19 protein-coding genes are annotated in these 22,840 nt (G+C 70.5%); 8 read left to right on the plus strand and 11 right to left on the minus strand.

Annotated elements, in window-relative coordinates; translation table 11 throughout:
• Positions 1 to 22: 22 nt before the first annotated feature.
• The 6 genes from KPB06_RS20600 to KPB06_RS20625 all read right to left on the minus strand — a co-directional run bounded on the left by KPB06_RS20600 (position 23) and on the right by KPB06_RS20625 (position 6,883).
• A complete protein-coding gene (locus tag KPB06_RS20600; protein ID WP_275906272.1) occupies positions 23 to 805 on the minus strand; it encodes an anti-sigma factor family protein in 783 nt (260 codons plus the stop codon).
• Positions 802 to 1,317: a sigma-70 family RNA polymerase sigma factor gene (locus KPB06_RS20605; protein WP_059574216.1), complete on the minus strand. Its 516-nt coding sequence runs from the start codon at positions 1,315 to 1,317 to the stop codon at positions 802 to 804. The genes KPB06_RS20600 and KPB06_RS20605 overlap by 4 nt, the downstream gene beginning before the upstream one ends.
• Positions 1,318 to 1,344: 27 nt before the next feature.
• Entirely contained in the window at positions 1,345 to 1,704 is a 360-nt protein-coding gene (locus tag KPB06_RS20610) for a COG4315 family predicted lipoprotein (RefSeq protein WP_275906273.1), read from the minus strand.
• 328 nt (positions 1,705 to 2,032) lie between these two features.
• The gene (locus KPB06_RS20615) at positions 2,033 to 4,282 is read right to left on the minus strand and encodes a beta strand repeat-containing protein (protein WP_275906274.1); all 2,250 of its coding nucleotides are present in this window, start codon (positions 4,280 to 4,282) and stop codon (positions 2,033 to 2,035) included.
• Positions 4,283 to 4,791: 509 nt separating this feature from the next.
• Positions 4,792 to 6,036 carry an NAD(P)/FAD-dependent oxidoreductase gene (locus tag KPB06_RS20620; protein WP_275920507.1) on the minus strand — a complete coding sequence of 415 codons (1,245 nt, stop codon included), beginning with the start codon at positions 6,034 to 6,036 and terminating at the stop codon, positions 4,792 to 4,794.
• Between the two features lie 67 nt (positions 6,037 to 6,103).
• Positions 6,104 to 6,883, minus strand: coding sequence for an ABC transporter substrate-binding protein (locus tag KPB06_RS20625; protein WP_275906276.1), 780 nt, complete (start codon positions 6,881 to 6,883; stop codon positions 6,104 to 6,106).
• 377 nt (positions 6,884 to 7,260) lie between these two features.
• Here KPB06_RS20625 and KPB06_RS20630 point away from each other — a divergent pair, with 377 nt between their 5' ends.
• The 5 genes from KPB06_RS20630 to KPB06_RS20650 all read left to right on the plus strand — a co-directional run bounded on the left by KPB06_RS20630 (position 7,261) and on the right by KPB06_RS20650 (position 12,613).
• The gene (locus KPB06_RS20630; RefSeq protein WP_275906277.1) at positions 7,261 to 8,223 is read left to right on the plus strand and encodes an ornithine cyclodeaminase family protein; all 963 of its coding nucleotides are present in this window, start codon (positions 7,261 to 7,263) and stop codon (positions 8,221 to 8,223) included.
• A complete protein-coding gene (locus KPB06_RS20635; RefSeq protein ID WP_275906278.1) occupies positions 8,220 to 9,011 on the plus strand; it encodes a helix-turn-helix transcriptional regulator in 792 nt (263 codons plus the stop codon). The genes KPB06_RS20630 and KPB06_RS20635 overlap by 4 nt, the downstream gene beginning before the upstream one ends.
• Positions 9,012 to 9,215: 204 nt before the next feature.
• Complete coding sequence (locus tag KPB06_RS20640; protein WP_275906279.1) at positions 9,216 to 9,947, plus strand: DsbA family oxidoreductase; 732 nt, start codon at positions 9,216 to 9,218, stop codon at positions 9,945 to 9,947.
• A gap of 135 nt (positions 9,948 to 10,082) precedes the next feature.
• Complete coding sequence (locus KPB06_RS20645) at positions 10,083 to 11,522, plus strand: DHA2 family efflux MFS transporter permease subunit (protein ID WP_275906280.1); 1,440 nt, start codon at positions 10,083 to 10,085, stop codon at positions 11,520 to 11,522.
• Positions 11,523 to 11,824: 302 nt separating this feature from the next.
• Positions 11,825 to 12,613 carry a sulfite exporter TauE/SafE family protein gene (locus KPB06_RS20650; protein WP_059574336.1) on the plus strand — a complete coding sequence of 263 codons (789 nt, stop codon included), beginning with the start codon at positions 11,825 to 11,827 and terminating at the stop codon, positions 12,611 to 12,613.
• A gap of 287 nt (positions 12,614 to 12,900) precedes the next feature.
• Here the strand turns inward: KPB06_RS20650 and KPB06_RS20655 are convergent, their stop codons facing one another.
• On the minus strand, positions 12,901 to 14,988 hold the full coding sequence (locus tag KPB06_RS20655) for a D-(-)-3-hydroxybutyrate oligomer hydrolase (protein WP_060312791.1): 2,088 nt from the start codon (positions 14,986 to 14,988) through the stop codon (positions 12,901 to 12,903).
• Positions 14,989 to 15,126: 138 nt separating this feature from the next.
• On the minus strand, positions 15,127 to 15,492 hold the full coding sequence (locus tag KPB06_RS20660) for a BON domain-containing protein (protein WP_059574226.1): 366 nt from the start codon (positions 15,490 to 15,492) through the stop codon (positions 15,127 to 15,129).
• Between the two features lie 432 nt (positions 15,493 to 15,924).
• On the opposite strand from KPB06_RS20660, the gene KPB06_RS20665 reads away from it, so the two are divergent.
• The 3 genes from KPB06_RS20665 (at position 15,925) to KPB06_RS20675 (ending at position 19,156) form a co-directional block, all read left to right on the plus strand.
• Positions 15,925 to 17,367 (plus strand): TAXI family TRAP transporter solute-binding subunit, encoded by a 1,443-nt coding sequence (locus KPB06_RS20665; protein WP_275906281.1) that lies wholly within the window; start codon positions 15,925 to 15,927, stop codon positions 17,365 to 17,367.
• 94 nt (positions 17,368 to 17,461) lie between these two features.
• Positions 17,462 to 18,100, plus strand: a complete 639-nt coding sequence (locus tag KPB06_RS20670; protein ID WP_059574337.1) for a 2-hydroxychromene-2-carboxylate isomerase — start codon at positions 17,462 to 17,464, stop codon at positions 18,098 to 18,100.
• Between the two features lie 108 nt (positions 18,101 to 18,208).
• Positions 18,209 to 19,156 carry a LysR family transcriptional regulator gene (locus KPB06_RS20675; RefSeq protein WP_275906282.1) on the plus strand — a complete coding sequence of 316 codons (948 nt, stop codon included), beginning with the start codon at positions 18,209 to 18,211 and terminating at the stop codon, positions 19,154 to 19,156.
• Between the two features lie 44 nt (positions 19,157 to 19,200).
• Here the strand turns inward: KPB06_RS20675 and KPB06_RS20680 are convergent, their stop codons facing one another.
• The 3 genes from KPB06_RS20680 to xdhB form a co-directional block, all read right to left on the minus strand.
• Complete coding sequence (locus KPB06_RS20680) at positions 19,201 to 19,602, minus strand: polyketide cyclase (RefSeq protein ID WP_226290029.1); 402 nt, start codon at positions 19,600 to 19,602, stop codon at positions 19,201 to 19,203.
• A 123-nt stretch (positions 19,603 to 19,725) separates the two neighbouring features.
• Complete coding sequence (gene xdhC, locus KPB06_RS20685; protein ID WP_099316105.1) at positions 19,726 to 20,385, minus strand: xanthine dehydrogenase accessory protein XdhC; 660 nt, start codon at positions 20,383 to 20,385, stop codon at positions 19,726 to 19,728.
• 84 nt (positions 20,386 to 20,469) lie between these two features.
• Positions 20,470 to 22,833: a xanthine dehydrogenase molybdopterin binding subunit gene (gene xdhB / locus KPB06_RS20690; protein ID WP_275906283.1), complete on the minus strand. Its 2,364-nt coding sequence runs from the start codon at positions 22,831 to 22,833 to the stop codon at positions 20,470 to 20,472.
• Positions 22,834 to 22,840: the final 7 nt, after the last annotated feature.

Raw genomic sequence — 22,840 nt, forward strand, 5'->3', positions numbered from 1 at the left:
TGCTCCCCGCGGGCGCCGCGCGTCATCCCTTCCACGCATCGGCCGGCCCGCCCAGCGCTGCGCATGCGTCGATCGCCAGCTCGCGCAGACGCCGTTCGTCGCCACGGCCGGACAGCGCATAACCCATGCCGCGATCCGACCAGAAATACGTGTAGCGGCCGTCCGCCGACAGCGCCTGCGGCGCGAGGCGCCGCGCATCGTAGGCGGTCATGTACAGCGTCACGCGCGCGCCGTCCGCGCGCTGGTACATCAGCTGTGCGGCCGGCCCCGCGTCGCCGGGCAGCAACCGGCCGCCCAGCAGCGCGTAACCATATTCGTCGAGCGACGGTGCGCGCACCGGCCGGCCGATGCGCGCCGACAGCCATGCGGCGAAACGCGCGGGATCGGCCGCACCGACTTCCACCGGATGCTCGCGGTCGGCCGCGTACACCGCATACGCGACATCGGCGCGCGCGGCGAACGCCGGCTCGCGGCCGAACGCCGCCCAGCCCGCATGCAGCGCGACACCGATCAGCAGCCCGGCCGCCAGCCCCGCGCACGCGTGCACGGCGGCGCGCCAGCGCGACGCGCGGCGCTGCACGAACAATGCGGGCGCGGCGCCCGGCAACGGAAACAACGCCTTCAGCGCATCGCGCTGGGCACGGTAATGCGCGAATCGTTCGGCTTCCTGCGGATCGGACTGCAGGCGCTCGAGCATCTCGCGCCGCTCGTGCCCGGACAGTTCGCCATCCAGCAACGCGGACAGCAGTTGCGCCGACGCGTCGTCGTCCTGCCGGTTCGAAGGCTTGCGCGGATCGTCCATCATGGCTTCCCGATCACCCGTAACGTGGCCGTACCGTGCGCCGCCGGCGCGTCGGTCAGCAACGCGCGCATCTGCGCGCGCGCCCGCGCGAGCCGCGACATCACCGTGCCCACCGGCACGCCGAGCACTTGCGCGGCATCGCGATAGCTGAGCTCCTCGAGCGCGACCAGCAGCAGCACCTCGCGCTGCTCGACCGGCAGCCGATACAGCGCGCGCTGCACGTCGCGCAGCTCCAGCCCGCCGACTTCGCCAGCGGGCGCCGCCATCGTCTGCCACGGCGCCGTCGCGTCGTCCACGGCGATCTCGTGCCGCGCGCGCAACTGGTCGATGAAGCGGTGCCGCAGCAGCGTCAGCAGCCACGCGCGCAGGTTGCCGCCGTCGCGCGGCGGCCGGTTCAGCGCACGCTCGAGCGTGTCCTGCACGAGATCGTCGGCCCACGCGCGCTCGCCCGTCAGCGCACGCGCATAGCGCGTGAGATGCGGAAGCCACACCAGCAGGTCCGATTCATAGCTCATCGGGGCGCCTCGCGCGTCGGCGCGCGGTCACGGCCGCGCGACGTGCCACATACCGCCGATCCCGTCGCCGCCGGCGTCGCCAGCCTCGCGGTCCATCTTCCAGCGATACAGCGGACGGCCGCGGTACGCCCATTGCTTAGTGCCGTCGTCGCGGGCGACGACGCTCAGCGCACCCGACGGCTTGTCGTATGCGTCGGCGAGCGCGGGCGGCCAGTTGGCCGCGCACGCGCCGTCGCACATGCTCTTGCCCGGCGCATCGCGGTCGAACACGTACAGCGTCATGTGCGCTTCGTCGACCAGTTTCCCGTCGCCGGCCTGGGGCGGTTCTGCGGCCGCCGGCCGCACGATCGCCGCCGTCAGCGCGGCAGCGAAGAGCATCCGTTTCATTCCCGTTCTCCTTGGCGTCGTGTCGCGACACGATGCGGCCAGACGGGACGATCGGCTTCGTCGCGATCATTATCCCGCCGGCCGGCGGTGCCGGAACTCGGTATGTAAACGGACGGCGACGGCCTGTTATTCCATGCGGCGCCGCGACCGGCAGCCGCGATCGTTCATGTGACGAAAGAACGCGGGAAGCCCGAAATGACAACGCGGCATGACATCGCTGTCATGCCGCGTTGGGCGGCCGGTACTGCATCGCCGGTATTGCACGGCCCGTATTGCGCGACCGTCTCGCCCGACGGCCGATGCGGCGCCGTCGGGCGGTTTCGGCCGGTTACCTCGGCAATGCGCCGGTCAACGACTGGAGCAGCGTCGTCACCGGTGCGAGCGGGTTGTTCGGCGAGCTGTTGCCCGAATGCGGCGTCACCGACAGACTCGGCGCGGAACCGAGCGCCGTACCCACCGACGTGCCGACCGCATTGACCACCGTCGCGGTCGAATTGGCCCCCACCGTCAGCAGCGAACCGACCGCGCCGGCTGTGCCGCCGGCCGCGTTCGCGCCCGAGCCGAGCAGGCTGCCGCCTGCCGCTGCCGTCGAACCGGCCGCGCCCGACAGCGCGCCGGCCGCCTGGCCGAGCGCCGCCGGACCGGACGCGAGTGCGCCCGTCACCGAACCGAGCGCACCGGTCAGGGCGCCCGCCGGGTTGCCGCCGCCCGTCAGGCCGCTCACGAGGCTCGTGATCGGCGCGATCGGGTTGTTGCCGGCAGCGCCGGACAGCGTGCCGACCACCTGGTTCACGACGCCTTGCACCGGCGCCAGCGGGTTGGCGCCGCCGAGGTTGCCGAGCGCGCCCGTCACCGAATTCAGCGCGCCCGTCAGTGCGCCGGCCGGATTGCCGCTGCCGAGCGCGCCCACGACCTGGTTCACGACACCCTGGACCGGCGCCAGCGGGTTCGTGCCGCCCAGCGCGCCGAGCGCGCCCGCTGCCGAGCCGACCGCGTTGCCGAGTGCGCCGGTGGCCGTCCCGACCGCGTTGCTCAGCGTGCCGGCCGGATTGCTGCCGCCGAGCGTGCCGACGACCTGGCTCACGACGCCTTGCACCGGAGCCAGCGGGTTCGCGCCGCCGAGGCTGCCGAGCGCGCCCGTCACCGAGCCGAGTGCGCCGGTCAGCGCGCCGGCCGGATTGCCGCCCGGCAATGCGTTCTGCAGACCGTTGACGAGGTTCGTGATCGGCGTGATCGGGCTGCCGCCGCCTGCGCCCGACAGCGTGCCGACGACCTGGTTCACGACGCCCTGCACCGGCGCCAGCGGGTTCGCACCGCTGAGCGCGCCCGTCACGGAGTTCAGCGCGTTCGTCAGCGCACCGGCAGGATCGCCGCTGCCGAGCGTGCCGGCGAGTTGCGTGACGGCGCCTTGCACCGGCGCGAGCGGGCTCCCTGCGCCGCCGACGTTGCCGAGCGTGCCGGTGATCGTGTTGACCGCGTTGCTCAATGCGCCGGCCGGGTTGCCGCTGCCTAGCGTGCCGGTGACCTGGTTCACGACGTTCTGGATCGGGGTGATCGGGTTCGCGCCGCCGCCGAGGTTGCCCAGTGTGCCGGTTACGGTGCCGAGGGCGCCGGTCAGCGCGCCGGCGGGATTGCCGCCGCCGATGCCGCCCAGTGCACCGGTTACCGTACCCAGGGCGCCGGTCAACGCGCCTGCAGGATTGCCGCCGCCAACGCCGCCCAGTGCGCCCGTCACCGTGCCCAGGGCACCGGTCAACGCGCCTGCAGGGTTGCCGCCGCCAACGCCGCCCAGTGCGCCCGTCACCGTGCCCAGGGCACCGGTCAACGCGCCGGCCGGATTGCCGCCGCCAACTCCGCCCAGTGCGCTCGTCACCGTGCCCAGGGCACCGGTCAATGCGCCGGCCGGGTTGCCGCCGCCAGCGCCGCCCAGTGCGCCCGTCACCGTGCCCAGGGCACCGGTCAACGCGCCGGCCGGGTTACCGCCACCGAGCGCGCCCGTTACCTGATTCACCACGCCCTGCACCGGCGCCAGCGGATTCGCGCCACCGCCGACACCGCCCAGCGCACCCGTTGCCGTGCCGAGCGCGTTGCTCAGCGTGCCGGTTGCCGTGTTCAGCGCGCCGGTCAGTGCGCCGGCCGGGTTGCCGCCACCGATGCCGCCGAGTGCGCCCGTCACCGTACCCACGGCACCGCTCAGCGCGCCTGCCGGGTTACCGCCACCGAGCGCGCCCGTCACCTGATTCACCACGCCCTGCACCGGCGCCAGCGGATTCGTGCCGCCGCCGACATTACCCAGTGCCCCCGTCACCGCCCCCACGGCGCCCGACAGCACTTGCCCCGGCTCGCCGAGCGACGTCTGGATCGCGCCCGACCCACCCGCCGTCACGGTGACCGAACCCAGCGGCGACGTCCCCGTCGCGCCCAACCCGACCGACACGCTGTTCGTCGGCCGATTGACGATCACTTGCGGGATCGGCAGCGCATCGAGCGCCGCGGCCATCGCGGACCCCGAAGCCAGCACCCCGAACACCGTCGCGACCGACAGCGCCACACCCGTCAATTTAAAATTCTGTCCCATCGTTATTTTCCCCATCTCGGTTGGCACTACGTTGACAAAGCATGGGGACGGATTGCACGAAGCGTGCCAATACAAAAACCGGATCGATTCGTCTGCTTATTGACCGGCAATAACGCTTTTTTAATTGATTTCTGACGAATTCACGCGTCGCGACGCCACAATAGTCTGATGAAAAGCGCGATCGGAGCGAGGATGTAACGTAACGTTTGCGAGCCTCGCGGTGACGTGTACCGGTACATTCCGCCAACGCCGGAACACGCGCCGGCAATGCAGCCCTATACCGTTACGACGGGCCGCCCATTACGCATTTCGGCAATATGAAAATGCATTGACCAATCACGAATTTGCTCATTTTCTTTTGTCGCGAAATTTTCTTTCTTGTCGATTACGCAGATCATTTCCAATTGCGCGGATTTCGACGAGCCGGACAGCAGAACGAAAAACTGTGAAGCAAGCGCACGGCCGCCGGCGCGTGCCGGCGACCGAAACCGCATCCGCGCGCCGCAGGTTCAGCCGAAGCGGGCGGGCCGATACGGATGAGGATCGATATAGGTCGGCGCGCCCGTCATCATCTCGGCGAGCAGGCGGCCGGTCGCGGGCCCCAGCGTGAGCCCGTGATGGCAATGGCCGAACGCGAACCACAAATGACGGTGGCGCGGCGCCGGCCCGATCACCGGACGCATGTCGGGCGTGCATGGCCGCATCCCGAGCCACGGTTGCGGATCGAGCCGCTCGCCGATGCCGAACGCGTCGCGCGCCAGCGGTTCGGCGCGCGCGAGTTGCACGCCGGTCGGCCGCGCATCGCGCGGCGCGATCTCGACGCCTGTGGTGAGCCGCAGGCGGCCACCCTCCATCGGCGCGACGACGAAACCGGCCTCGGTATCGCACACGGGCACGTTCAGCGGCGTGCGCGTCGGCCGGTAATGCATGTGATAGCCGCGCTTCGCGCGCAGCGGAATCCGGTAGCCGAGCGGCGCGAACACATGATCGGACCACGGCCCGAGCGCGACCACGGCCGAGCGTGCCGAGATCGGCCCGTGTTCGGACCGGACCTGCCAGCCGCCATCCATCTGCACGAGCGTCGTCGCGTCGCCGCGCACGAACGTGCCGCCGTCGCGCTCGAACAGCCGCGCATACGCCTTGGTCAGCCCGCCCGGGCTCGATACGGTCTTCGGGTCCTGCCAGTGGAACGCGCCGCAGAATGCATCGCCGATGCCGGGCTCGCGCGCCCGCAGCGCATGCGCATCGAGCACGGTCATCCGCAGCCCGTGCTCGGCCGCCACGCGCTGCTGCGCGCGCGCTTGCTCGTCGAACAGCGCGGGCGAACGGAACGCCTCGATCCACCCGCCGTCGTGCACGAGCGGCTGCGCGTCGGTACGCGCGAGGAGCGCATCGTGCTCGACGACGCTCGCCGCGACAAGCGGCAGCAGGTCGCGCGCGGCGGCCGCGAGCCGCCGCGGCGACGATTCGCGCCAGAAGCGCGCGAGCCAGCCCGCGTACGCCGGCAGCGCGCGGTAGTCCCAATAGAGATCGACCGAGCGGTTGCGCGCATAGCGCAGCAGCGTGCCGAGCTGGCGCGGAAACGCATACGGCACGACCGACGAGCGCTCGATCAGCCCCGCATTGCCGTGGCTGGTTTCCTCGCCGGGCGCGCGCCGGTCGACGAGCGCGACGCGCAGCCCGCGATCCTGCAGATGCAGCGCCGACGACACGCCGACGATGCCGGCCCCCAGAACGATGACGTCGAAATCCATGGTTCCCCGCACTGCGTCGAGATGGGATGCGCCGTGTGCCGACCACGCGGCCGGCGCGCGGCGGCGCTTACTTCGCGATGATGTCGCGCTTGAAGTACTTCTGCGACAGCGCGCTCAGCGTGCCGTCCTTCTTCAGCGCATCGAGCGCGCCGACGATCTTCGCCTGCAGCGCCTTGTCGTTCTTGCGCATCCCGAAGCCCGTGCCTTCGCCGAGCGTCGCCGGATCCTTCAGCGGCTCGCCGACGATCTGGTAGTCGCGGCCGGCCGGCTTGTCGAGGAACCCGTCCTGCGCGGTCTGCGCTTCCTGCACGGCCGCGTCGAGACGCCCCGCGACGAGATCGGCGTAGATCTGGTCCTGCTCCTGGTAGGACACGACGGCCACGCCCGCATTGGCCCAGTGCGCCTTCAGGAAATCCTCCTGCGACGAGCCCTGCAGCACGCCGACGTGCTTGCCGCGCAGGCTCGCGACGTCGGGCTTCAGCGGCGCACCGCGCTTCGCGACCATCACGATCGGCACCACGTAGATCGCCGGCGTGAAATCGATGCTTTGCTTGCGCTTCGCGGTGATGTTCATCGCCGAGTTGATCGCGTCGAACTTGCGCGCCTGCAGCGCCGGGATCAGCCCGTCGAACGCATTCTCGACCCACACGCACTTCATGTTCAGCTTCGCGCACACCGCGTTGCCGACGTCGACGTCGAAGCCCTGCAACTGACCGGCCGGCGTCTTGCTCTCGAACGGCGGATAGGCGGCTTCGATCCCGAAGCGCAACGTGGTTTGTTCCGCATGGGCCGCGACGGCCGCGCACGCGAGCGCCGCAGCGGCGCAGAGGGAAAGCTTCCAGTTCATGACGGTCTTCCGTTCCGGATTGAGGCGATGAAGATCGGTCGCCCGACGCCCTCGGTGGGCGCCGGTCGGCATTCGAGTGCAGGCCGACGCCGCATGGCGACGTGGCGGGTCCTGCATGCGAAATATAGACTCAAAGTCTACTATGGACTATAGGGGATACGAGGATGCGGCTTTGGTCCTCCATATCGAAATTTCTTTCTGCCGCCAGAAACACCATTGATTTCATGGAATTTTTCGTGACGCCGACTCCGACACAGCATCTCGAAAATAAAAACTCTCACGACTTTGTTTGTCTATATTAGACTTTTCGTCCATAACAAACTCCCCAGAACATCGTCTTTCGAGACTTTCTGTCCAGCCCGAACCGGAGATGCCCCATGACGCAAACCGTCCCCACCCTGCCGCTGACCGTCGACGAAGCCGCAGTGCGCGCGGCGCTGCCGTCGCTCGACGTGCTCGGCACGCTGCGCCGGATGTTCGCGTCGCTGGCCGCGGCGCGCGCGGTGCAGCCGCCGCAGACGCTCACGCTGTTTCCCGACCGGGCCGGCGACTTCATCACGTATCTCGGCGCGCTCGCCGACGAGCAGGTGTTCGGCGCGAAGCTGTCGCCGTATGTCGTGACAGGCGGCAAACCTGTCGTCACCGCATGGACCGCGCTGATGTCGATGCAGACCGGCCAGCCGCTGATGTGGTGCGACGCGGGGCTGCTGACCGTCGAACGCACGGCCGGCACGACGGCGCTCGCGGTCGACTGTCTCGCGCCGCGCGACGCGCGTCATCTGGCGATCGTCGGCGCGGGTGCGGTCGGCCTCGCGCACCTGCGGCACACGGCGGCGCTGCGCGACTGGGACACGATCCGCGTGTACTCGCCCGCGCTGGCCGGCGACGCGGCGCTGCAGGCGCGCCTGACCGCGCTCGACGCGCGCGCACGCGCGGCGGCGAGCGTCGAGGCCTGCGTGCGCGACGCGGACGTGGTGATGCTGTGCACGTCGTCGGGCACGCCCGTGCTCGGCGACGGCATGCTCACGCGTCCCGCGCTCGTCACGTCGATCAGCACGAACGTCGCGCGCGCGCACGAAATCCCGCCCGCGTGGCTGCCTGACATGGACGTCTACTGCGACTACCGGCACACGACGCCCGCAAGCGCGGGCGAGATGCAGATCGCCGCGGCCGAGCACGGCTGGGATGCCGGCCGGATCGTCGGCGACCTGCCCGCGCTCGTCGCCGGCACCTGCGCGGCGCCGTCGCGCACGCGTCACGCGCTGTTCCGCTCGATCGGCCTGGGCCTCGAGGACATCGCGATCGCGCACGCGCTGTACACGCATCTGACGCACGCATGAGCGGCACGCGCGCACGGGGCCGATACAATGGCACCGCCGCGGCGGCCGCGCGCGGGCGCACGGGCATGCCGGCCGGCGGTGGCCCGGCCCGCCGGCCCGACACGCTGCCCCGCTCCCGCCCACCCGAGATCGCGACACCGATGCGCAAGAAGAAATCTCCCGTCAAAGACCTGCTGCTCACCCGCTATGCGCCGATCGCCGACGGTATCGCCGCGCTGTTCTTCCCGTACGCGGAAGTCGTGATCCACGACCTGCACGACCAGACCGTGCTGTATCTCGCGAACAACCTGTCGAAGCGCGAGGTCGGCGACGATTCCGCGCTCGAGGAAATCGATCATTCGGCGCGCGAACGCGTGATCGGCCCGTACGAGAAGCTGAACTGGGACGGCCGGCGGATGCGCTGCGTGAGCAACGTGCTGTTCGACGACGAAGGCCGGCCGGCCGGGATGATGTGCATCAACTTCAACATCGCGGTGTTCGACGAGGTGCGCGCGACGCTCGACCTGTTCATCAAGGGCGCGGGCGTCGTCGCGCAGCCCGACGAACTGTTCCGCGACGACTGGCAGGAGCGCATCAACACGTTCCTGCACGGCTGGTTGCGCGAGCGGCAGGTCGGGCTGAACGGGCTCACGCGCGAGCACCGGCGCGAGCTCGTCGAGGCGCTGTACGCGGAAGGCGCGTTCCGCGGCAAGAGCGCGGCGAACTACGTCGCGAACGTGCTCGGGATGGGGCGCGCGACGGTCTACAAGCATCTGAAGCACCTGAAGGAAACGCAGGGCGACGCCTGAGCGGGATGCGGCGGGCGCGATGACGCGCAGGCTTCGCGCCATCGGCACCGGGCGTCCGGTTCCGCGTCCAAGCCTCGCGATGCGCGGGTGCAGCCCGGGCTCCGCGCGGGCCCGCCTCCGAAGCGCGGAAGCGCGGAAGCGCGGAAGCGCGGAAGCATAAAATGATATAGTCGCAGTTACATTTTTTGCCGCCCCGAACCGCCCATGACGACCGCTCCCGCCCTGACTGCCCGCCCGACCCTGACCGTCGAAATCTGGTCCGATCTGATCTGCCCGTGGTGCTGGATCGGCAAGCGCCGCTTCGACGAGGCGCTGGCCGCGTTCCCGCACGCCGACCGCGTCGACGTCGTGCCGCGCGCGTACCGGCTGATGCCCGGCCAGCCCGTCGAGCCGGTCGAGGCGATGCTGGCAGGCAAATACCGGATGGCGCCCGCGCAGGTCGACCAGATGCTGCGCCAGGTGACCGATGCGGCCGCGAGCGTCGGGCTGCGCTACGACCTGCCGGGCACGCTCGTCGGCGACACGCTCGACGGCCACCGGCTCGTGAAGCTCGCGCAGGCGTCGGGCCGCGCGCACGCGCTGACCGAGCGGCTCTATCGCGCGTATTTCTGCGAGCACGGCTCGCTGTTCGATCATGCCGCGCTGACCGAATTCGCGGTCGAAGCCGGGCTCGAGCGCCCGGCCGTCGAAGCGGTGCTGCGCAGCGACGCCTACCGCGACGAAGTCGAGGCCGACATCGCGCGCGCCGAACAGATCGGCGGGCGCGGCGTGCCGCTGTTCGTGTTCGGCGGCCGCTACGCGGTGTCCGGCGCGCAGCCGGCCGACGCGTTCGCGCAGGCGCTCGACCAGGCATGGCGCGACGGCGTCGTCGAACTCGGCGGCAGCGACGCGGCCGCCTGCGGCCCCGACGGCTGCGAACTGCCGGCCCGGTCGTAACGCGCAACCCGCGGCACGCGCGCCGCGCCGCGCGCCACTACGCTTCGCTGCTGCCACAAACCGGCAGGAAGCCCGCGCCGATGACGTCTACAATGCCTCCTTTCAAATAACTATCAGAGAGAAGGCTGAGCGCCCATGACCCACGGTATCCACGGCGAGAAGCGCTGGTATGCGCTGATCGTGCTCTGCCTCGGCGTGCTGATGATCGTGCTCGACAGCACGATCGTGAACGTTGCGCTGCCGTCGATCAGCACCGACCTCCACTTCACCGAAACGGCCCTCGTGTGGGTCGTCAACGCGTACCTGCTGACGTTCGGCGGCTGCCTGCTGCTCGGCGGCCGGCTCGGCGACCTGTACGGCCAGCGGCGCATGTTCCTCGCGGGCCTCGTCGTGTTCACGCTCGCGTCGCTCGCCTGCGGCCTCGCGCAATCGCAGGCGATGCTGATCGCCGCGCGCGCGGTGCAGGGGCTCGGCGGCGCGGTCGTGTCGGCCGTCTCGCTGTCGCTGATCATGAATCTCTTCACCGAGCCCGGCGAGCGCGCACGTGCGATGGGCGTCTACGGCTTCGTGTGCGCGGGCGGCGGCAGCATCGGCGTGCTGCTCGGCGGGCTGCTGACGAGCTCGCTGTCGTGGCACTGGATCTTCCTCGTCAACCTGCCGATCGGCGCCGCGGTCTATGCGATGTGCGTCGCGCTGCTGCCGCGCACGCGTGCGCCGGCCGGCACGGCCCGGCTCGACGTCGCCGGCGCGATCACGGTGACCGCGTCGCTGATGCTGGCCGTCTACGGGATCGTCGGCGGCAACGAGGCCGGCTGGCTATCGACGCAGACCGTCGCGCTGATCGGCGCTGCCGTCGTGCTGCTCGCGCTGTTCATCGCGATCGAGTCGCGCGCCGCGCATCCGCTGATGCCGCTCACGCTGTTCGCCGCGCGCAACGTCGCGCTCGCGAACGCGATCGCCGTGCTGTGGGCGGCCGCGATGTTCGCGTGGTTCTTCCTGTCCGCGCTGTACATGCAGCGCGTGCTCGGCTACGGGCCGCTGCAGGTCGGCCTCGCGTTCCTGCCGGCGAACCTGATCATGGCCGCGTTCTCGCTCGGGCTGTCGGCGCGCATCGTGATGCGCTTCGGGATCCGCGGCCCGATCGCCGCCGGCCTGCTGATCGCGGCATGCGGCCTCGCGCTGTTCTCGCGCGCGCCGGTCGACGGCGGATTCGTGTGGCACGTGCTGCCCGGCATGGCGCTGCTCGGCATCGGCGCGGGCGTCGCGTTCAATCCGGTGCTGCTCGCCGCGATGAACGACGTCGATCCGGCCGATTCCGGGCTCGCGTCGGGCATCGTCAACACCGCGTTCATGATGGGCGGCGCGCTCGGGCTCGCGGTCCTCGCGAGTCTCGCGGAGGCCCTCACCGGCGCACTGGCGGCGGCGCAAGCGGCGCCGCTCGACGCGCTGAACGGCGGCTACCATGCGGCCTTCGCGTTCGGCGCGGCGTTTGCGGCCGTGGCCGCGCTGACCGGCTTCGCGCTGCGCATCCGGCCGCCGCGCGCGGTCGAAGGCGCCGGGCCCGCGATGCACTGACCGTCGACGAACGGGCCGGGAACCGGCATCGGATCGGGGCGCGCATCGTCGCGCCTTTTTCGTGCGTGCCGGCCACGCGGCGTACGCGCCCGGTTCACCGCCGCTTTCGGGCCAGATCGTCGTCGGCCGCGCCCGCCCGAACGCGCGTTTCACGTTCCGCCGGCCGCCTGCCGGGTGGGCCTTCGTGGCCGATTTTTAACGCAGTCGTCCATTGACGCGTCACTTTTGCGACAATGGCGGACTTTGACGCGCGCGCCACGGCCGCGCGCCGCCGCCGAACGCCGCATAACCGCCTGCTTCCGATGTCGCTTCCCCATATCGATCTGCTGTACTCGCTGTCCGGCCTGTTCGTCGGCATTCTCGTCGGCCTGACGGGTGTCGGCGGCGGTTCGTTGATGACGCCGATTCTCGTGCTGCTGTTCGGCGTCCACCCTGCGACGGCGGTCGGCACCGACCTGCTGTACGCGGCCGCGACCAAGGCCACCGGCACGCTCGTCCACGGCCTGAAAGGCTCGGTCGACTGGCGCATCACGGGCCGGCTCGCGGCGGGCAGCGTGCCGGCCGCGGCGCTCACGCTGTGGTGGCTGCACACGCACGGGATGAACACGCCGGGTACCGCGCGGATGATCCAGCTCGTGCTCGGCGTGGCGCTGCTGCTGACGTCGCTCGCGCTGATCTTCCGCCCTCAGCTCACCGCATTCGCCGCGCGCAACCCGCTCGCGCCGAGCCCCGCGCGCACGCTGTGGTCGACCGTGCTGACGGGCGCCGTGCTCGGCGTGCTCGTGTCGATGACGTCGGTCGGCGCCGGCGCGATCGGCGTGACCGTGCTCCTGCTGCTGTATCCGCTGCTCGCGACGACCCGCATCGTCGGTTCCGACATCGCGCACGCGGTGCCGCTCACGCTCGTCGCGGGGATGGGCCACTGGCTGCTCGGCTCGGTCGACTGGTCGATGCTGCTGTCGCTGCTGCTCGGTTCGCTGCCCGGCATCGTGATCGGCAGCCTGCTGTCGGCACGCGCGCCCGAGCGGCTGCTGCGCAACCTGCTCGCGTCGACCCTGGTCGCGGTCGGCGTGCGGCTCGTGCTCGCGTAGGCGGGCACCGCTCCTGACGAACAACGCCGTCCCGGTGCTGCGTGCGCACCTGCAGCTTCAGCACGCGTTGCAGCGCAGTACGGTTCGCGAGGATGCCGTCGTAGAAGTTGGCGAGCTCGCCCTTCAGCGCGGTCCGTGACGCGTCGTTCAGGCAGATCATGTGGCCCGACGGGTCGTTCTCGATCGTCAGGTTCTGCGCGTTGAACGCGGTGCGACCGATTCCAGACGACGCGCAGAAAAAAGCCGGACGGCTGTCCGGCTTGCACGAGGCGGCGCGTCGGCCGCGGTCAGAGCGGCACGTCGATCGTGCCCACGCCGGTCGTGATCGCGTTCGCGCCCGGCGCGGTCGAGATCGGCGGCAGGTTCGCGCTCGACAGCGCGGGCGCGGCGCCCGGCGTGCCGCCGCGCGGTACCGTGCGCACCACCTGCGACGGCGGCAGCGGCGCGCCGTTCTTCAGATGCTTCCACATCAGGTTCAGCGCCTGCACGTTGTAGTAGTGAACCGGCACGAAACGCGTATCGAAGCCCGGAACCGACAGGAATGCGTCGAAGTGCTGGCCGTTCGTCACTTCGTAGAACACCAGCCGGCTGCGCCCGGCTTCGCTGATCCCGTTCTGCGCGACGTACGCGCGCGACGCGTGGTTCACCGGCACGAGCGCGTCACCGCGGCCCTGCACGATGATCGCCGGCTTGCCGTGCAGGTTCGCGTTCACGCGCACCGCGTCGACGTTCGCGGGCATCCCGAGCATTCCGTTCGTCCATAGCTGGCGCAGGCACAGCGCGCCCGCGAAGCTCGCATCGGGCGTCGCGAGCCGGTGGTCGACGCCCGCGCCGTCGTTGAACACGAGATTGATGCCGGCCGTCGGCGGCACGCCGTTGCCGGCGCCGAACACGGCCGGCATCGGCGATGCGGCGGGCGCCGCGACCGCGCCCGTCGCGTTCGTCGTCGCGAAGCTGAAGTTGCACAGGTTGTCGGTGACGCGCGAGCGCGTGTATGCGTTCGCATAGGTGACCGCGATCGCGGGAATCGCCTGCGAATCCCACATCGACGCCTGCAGCAGGTCGGAATCGGCCAGATAGCCGGCCGCGTGGAGCTGCGCGAGCGCGTCGGCCGCCTGGCTCTGCGTGTCGGCGCCCGACACGAGCCCGGCCGCGGCGAGCGTCGCGCAGCGCTGCGTGCGGATCGACTGCGTGGTCGCGGCCGGCAGCGCGCTCAGGTACGGCGCGCCGGCGAGCGACGCCGATGCGGCCGCGCACGGCTCCAGCAGGTTCGCGAGCGTCGCGTAATCGGCCAGCGGCCGGCCGAACGACGGCACCGGCTGGCCGCCCGCGCGGACCACCGCGTTCGGCGCCATCCGCACGTTGATCTGCGGCTCGCCGACCACGACCGCGGTGATCCAGCCGCGGTTGTCCTGCTCGGCCGCCGCGAGCGACGCGCCGCCGCCGTTGCTGACCGACGCGGCGATCGTCGTGATGTCGCCCGCGCGATAGCGCACGCCGCGACGCGAGCCGTCGATCAGCGGCCCGAACTGCTCGTTGAGCGCCCAGTACGCGAATTCGACCGACTGCAGCGTCACGCGCCCCCAGTCCTGCTCGGGATTCTGTTGCGAATGCGCGTGCTTGAACGCATAGCGGTTCGGGAAGCGGTTGTTGAACGCGGCGAGATCGCCGCTCGTCACGTTCGCGGTGAACAGGCTCGCGGTGCCGGCCAGCACCGCGTTGGCGAGCGTGCCGTCGATCAGCGTGACGGTGTCGGAGCCGAGCTCGTGCGCGCCGTTGCCGCCGCCCTTGTCGTTGTAGGCCACCGCGCAGCCGCGCTTGAGCGCCCACTCGCCGGCCGCGGAAATCGCGCCGTACACGCCGCGCGAGCCGGATGACGTCGCGGTGACGATGCACGGCTGCGCGGGATCGAAGCGGGCGGGCACCTGCACGAGCAGCGTGACGTTTTTGGTGCCGCTGCCGTCGTCGGCATACGCAAGGTATTCGGTGCCGGGAATCTTGCCTTCGCCGAGCGTATCGTTGCCGTCGAGGTCGACGTTCGGCCCCCAGAAGCGGCCGTAGCCGCCGTTCGCGCTCATGTCGACGAGCGCGCGGTAGTTCGACCAGATGGCGAGGCGCCGCAATTCGGCGCTCGTCGGCCGCGCCGGATTCGCGAAGCCGGGCGCGCTCGCCGCGGCGAGCCCCGTCTTGCCGAGGCCGGCCGTCAGCAGGTCGTCGCTCGCGCCGTCGTAGGCCGTCGTGCGCACGCTGCCGGACACGAAGCCGGGCAACCGGTTGCGCTCGGCCGACTCGTCGCCGTTGCAGGCGCCGAGCATCGCGACCGCGGCCAGCGCCGCTCCCCACACCACCCGCCTGCCCCACCCGAGCTTCGTCATCGCCGCCCCCTCGATATCGTTATCGGTCCGCCGCCGCGCCGCGCGCGGCTTTCGGCCCTCTGAAGCGCAAACGGGCCCCGGCATGCCGGGGCCCGCTGGAAACGGGCGCACGCGGCGCTCGCGCGCCGCCGCCCGGCGTTACTGCTGCTGAACCGTCAGCTTGTTCGAGACCGACGTCACACCCTTCACGCTCTTGGCTGCCTCTTCCGCCTTGTCGATCTGTGCCTGGTCGGGCACCGTGCCCTCCAGCGAGATCGCGCCGCCCTTCGAACGCACGACGATGTTCGCCACGTCGATGCCGCCCGCCTTCGTAATGGCCTTGCGCACCGCGTAGCCGAGCTTGCGGTTCGCCTTCTTCGCGGTTTTCGCGGCGGCCTTCGGCGCGCTCGCTGCGGCCGCCGGCGCTTCCGTCGCCGCTGCGTCGCTCGACTGCGCATACACGCTGCCCGACAGACAGGCCGCCACGGCGGCGACACCCAACGCTCTCAACACGATCGACTTCATGCTATCTCCTTATCACTTCGGAACGGCCGTGCACAGTACGGCCGGATACCCCCAAAAACAGCCGGCCCGCGCGCGAACGGGCGGGACAGCCGGTGTTTTCCACGGCGATACGAGAGAGGCGGCACGGGCCGGCGGCCGGCGCACGCGAAAAGCGGGCCAGCCGGGCCGGACAGCCGCCGGCCGGACGCGCCCGGTCTCATGACGTGCCGGGTCGCGCGCGATTCGGGCGCGGCTGCGTCGCACAATGTAATCCAGCGCCCGCCGAAGCGCAAAGCTTTTGACGCGACGGCCGCCGCCGCTGTCGCCGGACAGCCGCGCGAGCCCACCCGACTCGCGCATGCGCGGCGAAACCGGGTACCATCGCCGCGAGCATCCGTGTCGTCCGGTGACGACCGTCACCGATGCGTCACGCCAGCGTCATCCACCCACCCCATGAAGCCTGCCAGCCCTCGCCCGCCGCGCCGCATCCTCGCCCGCTTCGTCGCCGTCTCGTGGCGCGACCTCGCGCTGTCGATCGGCCCCACCGTGCTGCTCGCCGGCGCGGCCGTCTGGCTCGCGGTCAAGCTGATCCAGCCGGCGCCGCCGTCCACGCTCGTGATCTCGGCCGGGCCGCCCGGCAGCACGTACTGGAACGCCGCGCAGAAATACAAGACGATCCTCGCGAAAAACGGCGTCACGCTCGACGTCCAATCGTCCGAAGGTTCCGCGCAGAACCTCGCGCGGCTGTCGAACCCGAACGCGCCGGTCGACGTCGGTTTCGTGCAGAGCGGCATCGGCCCGAAGGAGCGCGACGAGCATCTCGTGTCGCTCGGCAGCATCGGCTACGTGCCGCTCGCGATCATGTACCGCGGCCCGGTCGTCGCGCGGCTGTCCGACTTCAAGGGCAAGCGGCTCGCGCTCGGCGCGGAAGGCAGCGGCGCGCGAGAGTTGAGCCTCGCGCTGCTGAAGATGAACGGCATCGTGCCGGGCGGCTCGACCGAGCTGCTGCCGACCGCCGGCGAGGACGCCGCGACTGCGCTGCTCGACGGCAAGATCGACGCGGCCTTCCTGTCCGGCGACTCGACGCAGATCCCGGTGATGGCGAAGCTGTTCCGTGCGCCGGGCGTGCACGTGTATTCGTTCACGCAGGCCGAGGCGTATGCGCGGCGGTTTCCGTACCTGACGGCGATCACGCTGCCGATGGGCGTCTACGATCTCGGCCGCAACCTGCCGCCCACCGACATCCACACCGTCGCGCCGACGATCGAACTCGTCGCGCGCGACTCGCTGCACCCCGCGCTGTCCGACCTGCTGATCGAGGCCGCGCGCGAAGTGCACGGGCACGCGACGATCCTGCAGCACGCAGGCGAATTCCCGTCGTCCGTCACGCGCGGCTTCCCGCTGTCCGACGACGCCGCCCGCTACTACAAGTCGGGCAAGAGCTTCCTGTACCGGCGGCTGCCGTTCTGGGTCGCGAGCCTCGTCGACCGGCTGCTGGTGGTGGTCGTGCCGCTGATCGTCGTGCTGATTCCCGGGCTGCGGCTCGTACCGTCGCTGTACGGCTGGCGCGTGCGCTCGCGCATCTACCGCTGGTACGGCGCGCTGATCGCGCTCGAGCGCCGCGCGCTCGGCGAACACACGGCCGAGGAGCGCGTCCAGCTGCTCGACGAGCTCGACGACATCGAGGAAGCCGTGAACCGGATGAAGATGCCGCTCGCGTACGCCGGGCAGTTCTACGTGCTGCGCGAGCACATCGGCTTCGTGCGCGAACGGCTCACCGCGCAGGAGCCGGACACGCCGGCGGGCCCGCCCGCCGCCGGCAGCCCGCCGGCACGCACGACAAGCGCGCCGCAGCCGGCGGGCGACGCCCCCCGGGCGACTCCCGGTTCCGCATGAGCGGACGATCCGCGATCATTGCTGCATGCGCGCGCCGCCGCGTAACATGGAGGCCGCCGTCAGGCGCCGCACGCCCCACCTTCTGGAGAACGACATGACAACCGGCCTCGATACCGCCCAACCCGCCTGGTTCTTCGACTTCGTGTCGCCGTTCTCGTACCTGCTGCTCGAGCAGCACGACAAATGGCCGGACGTGCCGTTCGACCCCGTGGCCGTGTCGCTCGCCGACCTGCAGCGCCACTGGGGCCAGCGTCCGAGCGCCGACGTGCCGGCCAAGCGCGTGTTCACGTACCGTCACGCGCTGTTTCGCGCGGAACAGCTCGGCATCCGCTTCAAGATGCCGCCCGCACACCCGTTCGATTCGGACAAGGTGCTGCGCCTCGCGATCGCGCTGCGCGCCGATATCGCGACGGTGCTGGAAATGTTCCGCTTCATCTGGCGCGAAGGCAACGATCCGTCGACGCCGGAAGGCTTCGCGGCGCTGTGCGAACGCGTCGGCGTCGGCCACGGCGACGAGCTGATCGAATTCGAGGAAACCGCCGCGCAACTGACCCGCAACACGGCCGACGCGATCGCGCTCGGCGTGTTCGGCGTGCCGACCTTCTGGATGAACCAGCAACTGTTCTGGGGCGAGGACGCGCTGCCGATGGTCCTGTACTGCGCGCGCACGCCGAACTGGCTCGAATCGGGCGAGGTCAAGCGGATCAGCACGCTGCCGAAGGGCCGCGCGTGATGGCGTGCGTGATGGCCGGTATCACGCACGGCAACGCGCGGCTGCGGTAAGGTAACGGGCTGTTTTCATATGAAAACGGCCCTTTGGCGTCCCCCGCATCCCCCACCAATGGAAGACGACGACCGTACCGCCTCGCTCGACATCTGGCTCGTGCGCGTGTTGCGCACGCTGCTGCTCGAGCGCAGCGTCACGCAGGCCGCGCTGCGGCTGAACCAGACCCAGCCCGCGATCAGCACCGCGCTGCGCAAGCTGCGCGAGACGCTGAACGATCCGATCCTCGTGCGCGGCAAATCCGGCATGGTGCCGACCGAATACGGCGCGTCGCTGCTCGAAGCCGCGTCGCGCGCGCTGCGCGAGGTCGATTTCATCGCGACGCCGCACGGCGAGTTCGATCCGTCGTCCGCGCGGCGCACGTTCCGCGTCGCCGCGCCCGACTACCTGAACGATTTCTTCATGCCGACGCTGATCGAGCGCTTTCGCGACGCGGCGCCGCATGCCCGTCTGGAAATCGATTCGCTGAACCCCGCGCTCGACCACGCGGCCGCGCTCGAGTCGGGCGCGCTCGATCTCGTGATCGGCAACTGGCCGAAGCCCGACCCGCAGTTCGCGCGCCAGGACCTGTTCTCCGACACGATCGTGTGCCTGATGCGCGACGCGCATCCGCTCGCCCGCGAGCCGCTCACGCGCGAAGCGTATGCGGCGGCCGCCCACGTCGCGCCCACCCCGTACACCGGCGACAAGCGCAATGCGATCGAGATCGGCCTGGCACGCGCGCGCCTCGCGCGGCGCGTCGTGACGACGCTGCCGTACTTCGGGATCGTGCCGCAGGTGCTGCTGCAGTCGGACCTGATCTTCACGACGACGCGCCGCTTCGCGACGCACTATGCGCAACTGCTGCCGCTCGTCGTCGTCGCGCCGCCCGTGCCGTTCCCGCGCATCAAGAGCTACCTGCTCACGCACCCGCAGCCCGACCGGCCGACCGACATCGCGTGGCTGTGCGCGCTGATGCAGAGCGTGTCCGACGAGCTGACGGTCGCCCGCACGCGCAAGCGCTGACGCGCGGCCGAAGCGCAGCGCGACGGGTCAGGCAGTGCGGCCGCTCAAGCCGTGCAGAAGGTTTCCTGCAGATGGGTCCAGCGTACGGCGCCCGCCGCGTCGCGCGCGAACACGGCGGTCGCGCGGCGCGCGGGCAACTCGCCCGCCGCCGCGTGCTGCGCTTCGCGATAGGTGAGCACCGCGTGCGACGCGTCCGCCGCGAGCACGCGGATCTCCGACAGCGCGATGCGCAGCCCCGGCTTCGCGCCGGCCAGCTTCGCGAACAGCGCGCGCATGCCGTCGTGGTCGACCATGCGGCCGTCGGTCAGGATCATCGTGAAGTCGGCGGAAAACGCGGCGAGCAGCGCATCGAGCGCCGCCGGCGCGGTATCGACGCCGGACAGCCAGCGCTCGATGGCGACGAGGCTCGCATCGAGCGCGTCGAGATAGACGGAATGATCGGACATGGGCGCGTGCACGGTAAAGTGAGCGCGGCCCGCTGCCGCGCGTTGCCGTGCAGTGTAGGCAAAAACGCGCGGCCGTGCGCCGACCGCGCGGCATGACCGTTTTACCGCTGTTTTACCGCTGTCTTACCGCGCGCAGGACACCTCGCCGCGTGCGCGCCCGGCCGCGGCTGCCTTCGCATCGGCCACCGGCATCCCCGAACGCACCTGCAGCAACTCCGCGCAGACGGCCACCGCGATCGCGCCCGGCGCCTTGTCGACGATGCCGGCGACGCCGATCGGGCACACCATCTCGACGAGCCGCGCCGGATCGACGCCGCGCGCGGCGAGCCGGCGCTCGAACCTCACGCGCTTGGTGCGCGAGCCGATCATCCCGAAGTATGCGTAGTCGCGCCGCCGCATGATCCGCGCGGCGAGCGAGAAGTCGAGCGCGTGGTTGTGCGTCATCACGAGGAAATACGCGCCGGGCGGCGCCGCGTCGACGACGGCCTCCGGCGTGTCGGTCGGCTCCGGCTGCACGTTGGGCGGACATTCGTCCGGGAACAGCTCGTCGCGCGTGTCGACCCACTGCACGACGCACGGCAATGCGCCGAGCAGCGTGACGAGCGCATGGCCGACGTGGCCCGCGCCGAACAGCACGACGTGCATCGGCGGCGGCGCACCGGTCGCGCGGTTGCGCTGGCCGGTGCCCGGCGCGAACGGCTGCAACGGCGAAGGCGCGCTGCCGCACGCGCCTTCGCACCCCGCGTCGGACGCGGCACGCGGCGAACGAGCGGGGCCGTTCACGCCGGCCTCCGACGGGTCGCCCCAACGAGGCCGATCGCCCCGTCGGAGCCGACGCACGAAGCGAGCGGGCAGAGGCCGTTCACGTCAGCCTGCCCGCGCGGCGTTCGCCGCCCGCACCGCCTGCACCGCGCGCAGGATCGACTCGCCGGTGGCCGGCGCGTCGAGCGGCGGGTTCACGCGATAGTCGCCGACCGCGGCAATCGCATCGCGCACCGCGAAGAACACCGAGAACGGCAGCAGCAGCGGCGGCTCGCCGACGGCCTTCGAGCGGTGGATGCTGTCCTCGACGTTGCGGTTCTGGAACAGCCGCACGTTGAACTCGGGCGGCGTGTCGTTCACGGTCGGGATCTTGTAGGTGGACGGCGCGTGCGTCATCAGCTTGCCGCCCTTGTTCCACCACAGCTCCTCGGTCGTCAGCCAGCCCATCCCCTGGATGAACGCGCCTTCGACCTGGCCGATGTCGAGCGCCGGGTTCAGCGACGCGCCCACGTCGTGCAGCGCATCGACGCGCAGCGTGCGCATCTCGCCCGTCAGCGTGTCGATCACGACTTCCGACACCGCCGCGCCGTACGAGTAGTAGTAGAACGGCCGGCCCTGCAGCTTCGATTGATCCCAGTGCAGCTTCGGCGTCGCGTAGAAGCCGTCGGACCACAGCTGCACGCGCGCGAGGTATGCCTTCGCGACCACTTCGCCGAACGGCACGCCATGGCCGCCGACCCACACGACGTCGTTGCCGAACGTCACGTCGGCCGCCTCGACCTTGCCGTCGCCGAACTGCTTCGCCGCGAATGCCGCGAGCCGCTCGCGCAACTGGCGCGCCGCGTCCTGCGCGGCCTTGCCGTTCAGGTCCGAGCCCGTCGACGCGGCCGTCGCGGACGTGTTCGCGACCTTGCTCGTGTCGGTCGCCGTCACGCGGACCCGGCCGAAGCGGATGCCGAGCTCGTGCGCGACCACCTGCGCGACCTTCGTGTTGAGCCCCTGCCCCATCTCCGTGCCGCCGTGGTTCACGAGCACCGAGCCGTCGGTGTAGATGTGCACGAGCGCGCCGGCCTGGTTGAAGTGCGTGACGTTGAACGCGATGCCGAACTTCACCGGCGTGAGCGCGATGCCTTTCTTCAGCACCGTGTTGCGTGCGTTGAATGCACGCACGCCCGCGCGCCGCGCGCGGTAGTCGCTCGTCGCCTCGAGTTCGCCGAGCAGCTCCTGCAGCACGTTGTCCTCGATCGTCTGCCCGTACGGCGTCACGTTGCGTTCGGTCTTGCCGTACAGGTTCGCGTAGCGCACGTCGAGCGGATCGCGGCCCAGCGAACGCGCGATGTCGTCGAGGATGTATTCGATCGCGAACGCGCCCTGCGGGCCGCCGAAGCCGCGGAACGCGGTGTTCGACTGCGTGTTGGTCCTGCCGCAGTAGCCGGCGATGTCGACGTCGCCGAGCCAGTACGCGTTGTCGAAATGGCACACGGCGCGCGTCATCACCGGGCCGGACAGGTCGGCCGAGAAGCCGCAGCGCGACGTCATGTCGAGCGCGACGCCGTCGATGCGGCCGGCGTCGTCGTAGCCGACGTCGAAGCGGTAATGGAAGTCGTGCCGCTTGCCGGTGATCATCATGTCGTCGTCGCGGTCCGGACGCAGCTTCACCGGGCACAGCAGCTTCCATGCGGCGAGCGCCGCGCAGCATGCGAACAGGCCCGACTGCGATTCCTTGCCGCCGAACCCGCCGCCCATCCGGCGGCATTCGACCAGCACGTTGTGCGACGCGACGCCGAGCACGTGCGCGACGAGGTGCTGCATCTCGCTCGGGTGCTGCGTCGAGCAGTACACGTGCATGCCGTCGTCGTCCTTCGGCACCGCGTATGCGATCTGTCCTTCGAGGTAGAACTGCTCCTGCCCGCCGAGCAGCATCTCGCCCGACTCGCGGTGCGGCGCCGCGGCGAGCCGCGCGGCCGCGTCGCCGCGCGCAAGCTTCAGCGGCGGGATCACGTAGGATTGGGCCGCGCGCGCTTCCTGCGCGGTCAGGATCGCGGGCAGCTCCTCGTACTCGACCTGCGCGCGGCGCGCGGCAAGCCGCGCGGTTTCATGCGACGTCGCGACGACGATGAACATCGGCTGGCCGACGAACTGCACGACGCCCTTCGCGAGCACCGGATCGTCGTGGATGATCGGGCCGCAATCGTTGACGCCCGGGATGTCGTCGGCCGTGAATACCGCGACCACGCCCGGCGTCGCACGCACCGCGTCGAAGTTCATCGACACGATCTTCGCGTGCGGCTTCGCCGACAACCCGAGCGCCGCGTGCAGCGTGCCCGCGACGACCGGAATGTCGTCGGTGTAGGTGGCGCGCCCGCTCACGTGCAGGTGGGCCGATTCGTGGGCGCGCGAGACGTGCACCTGCGCGGCGTCGGCCTGCGGGTCGAGGGTGCTCAGGAACGGTTCTGCTTGCTGGTTCATGTTCGGT

The organism is Burkholderia semiarida, assembly GCF_029268935.1.
In the GTDB taxonomy this organism is placed as follows: domain Bacteria; phylum Pseudomonadota; class Gammaproteobacteria; order Burkholderiales; family Burkholderiaceae; genus Burkholderia; species Burkholderia semiarida.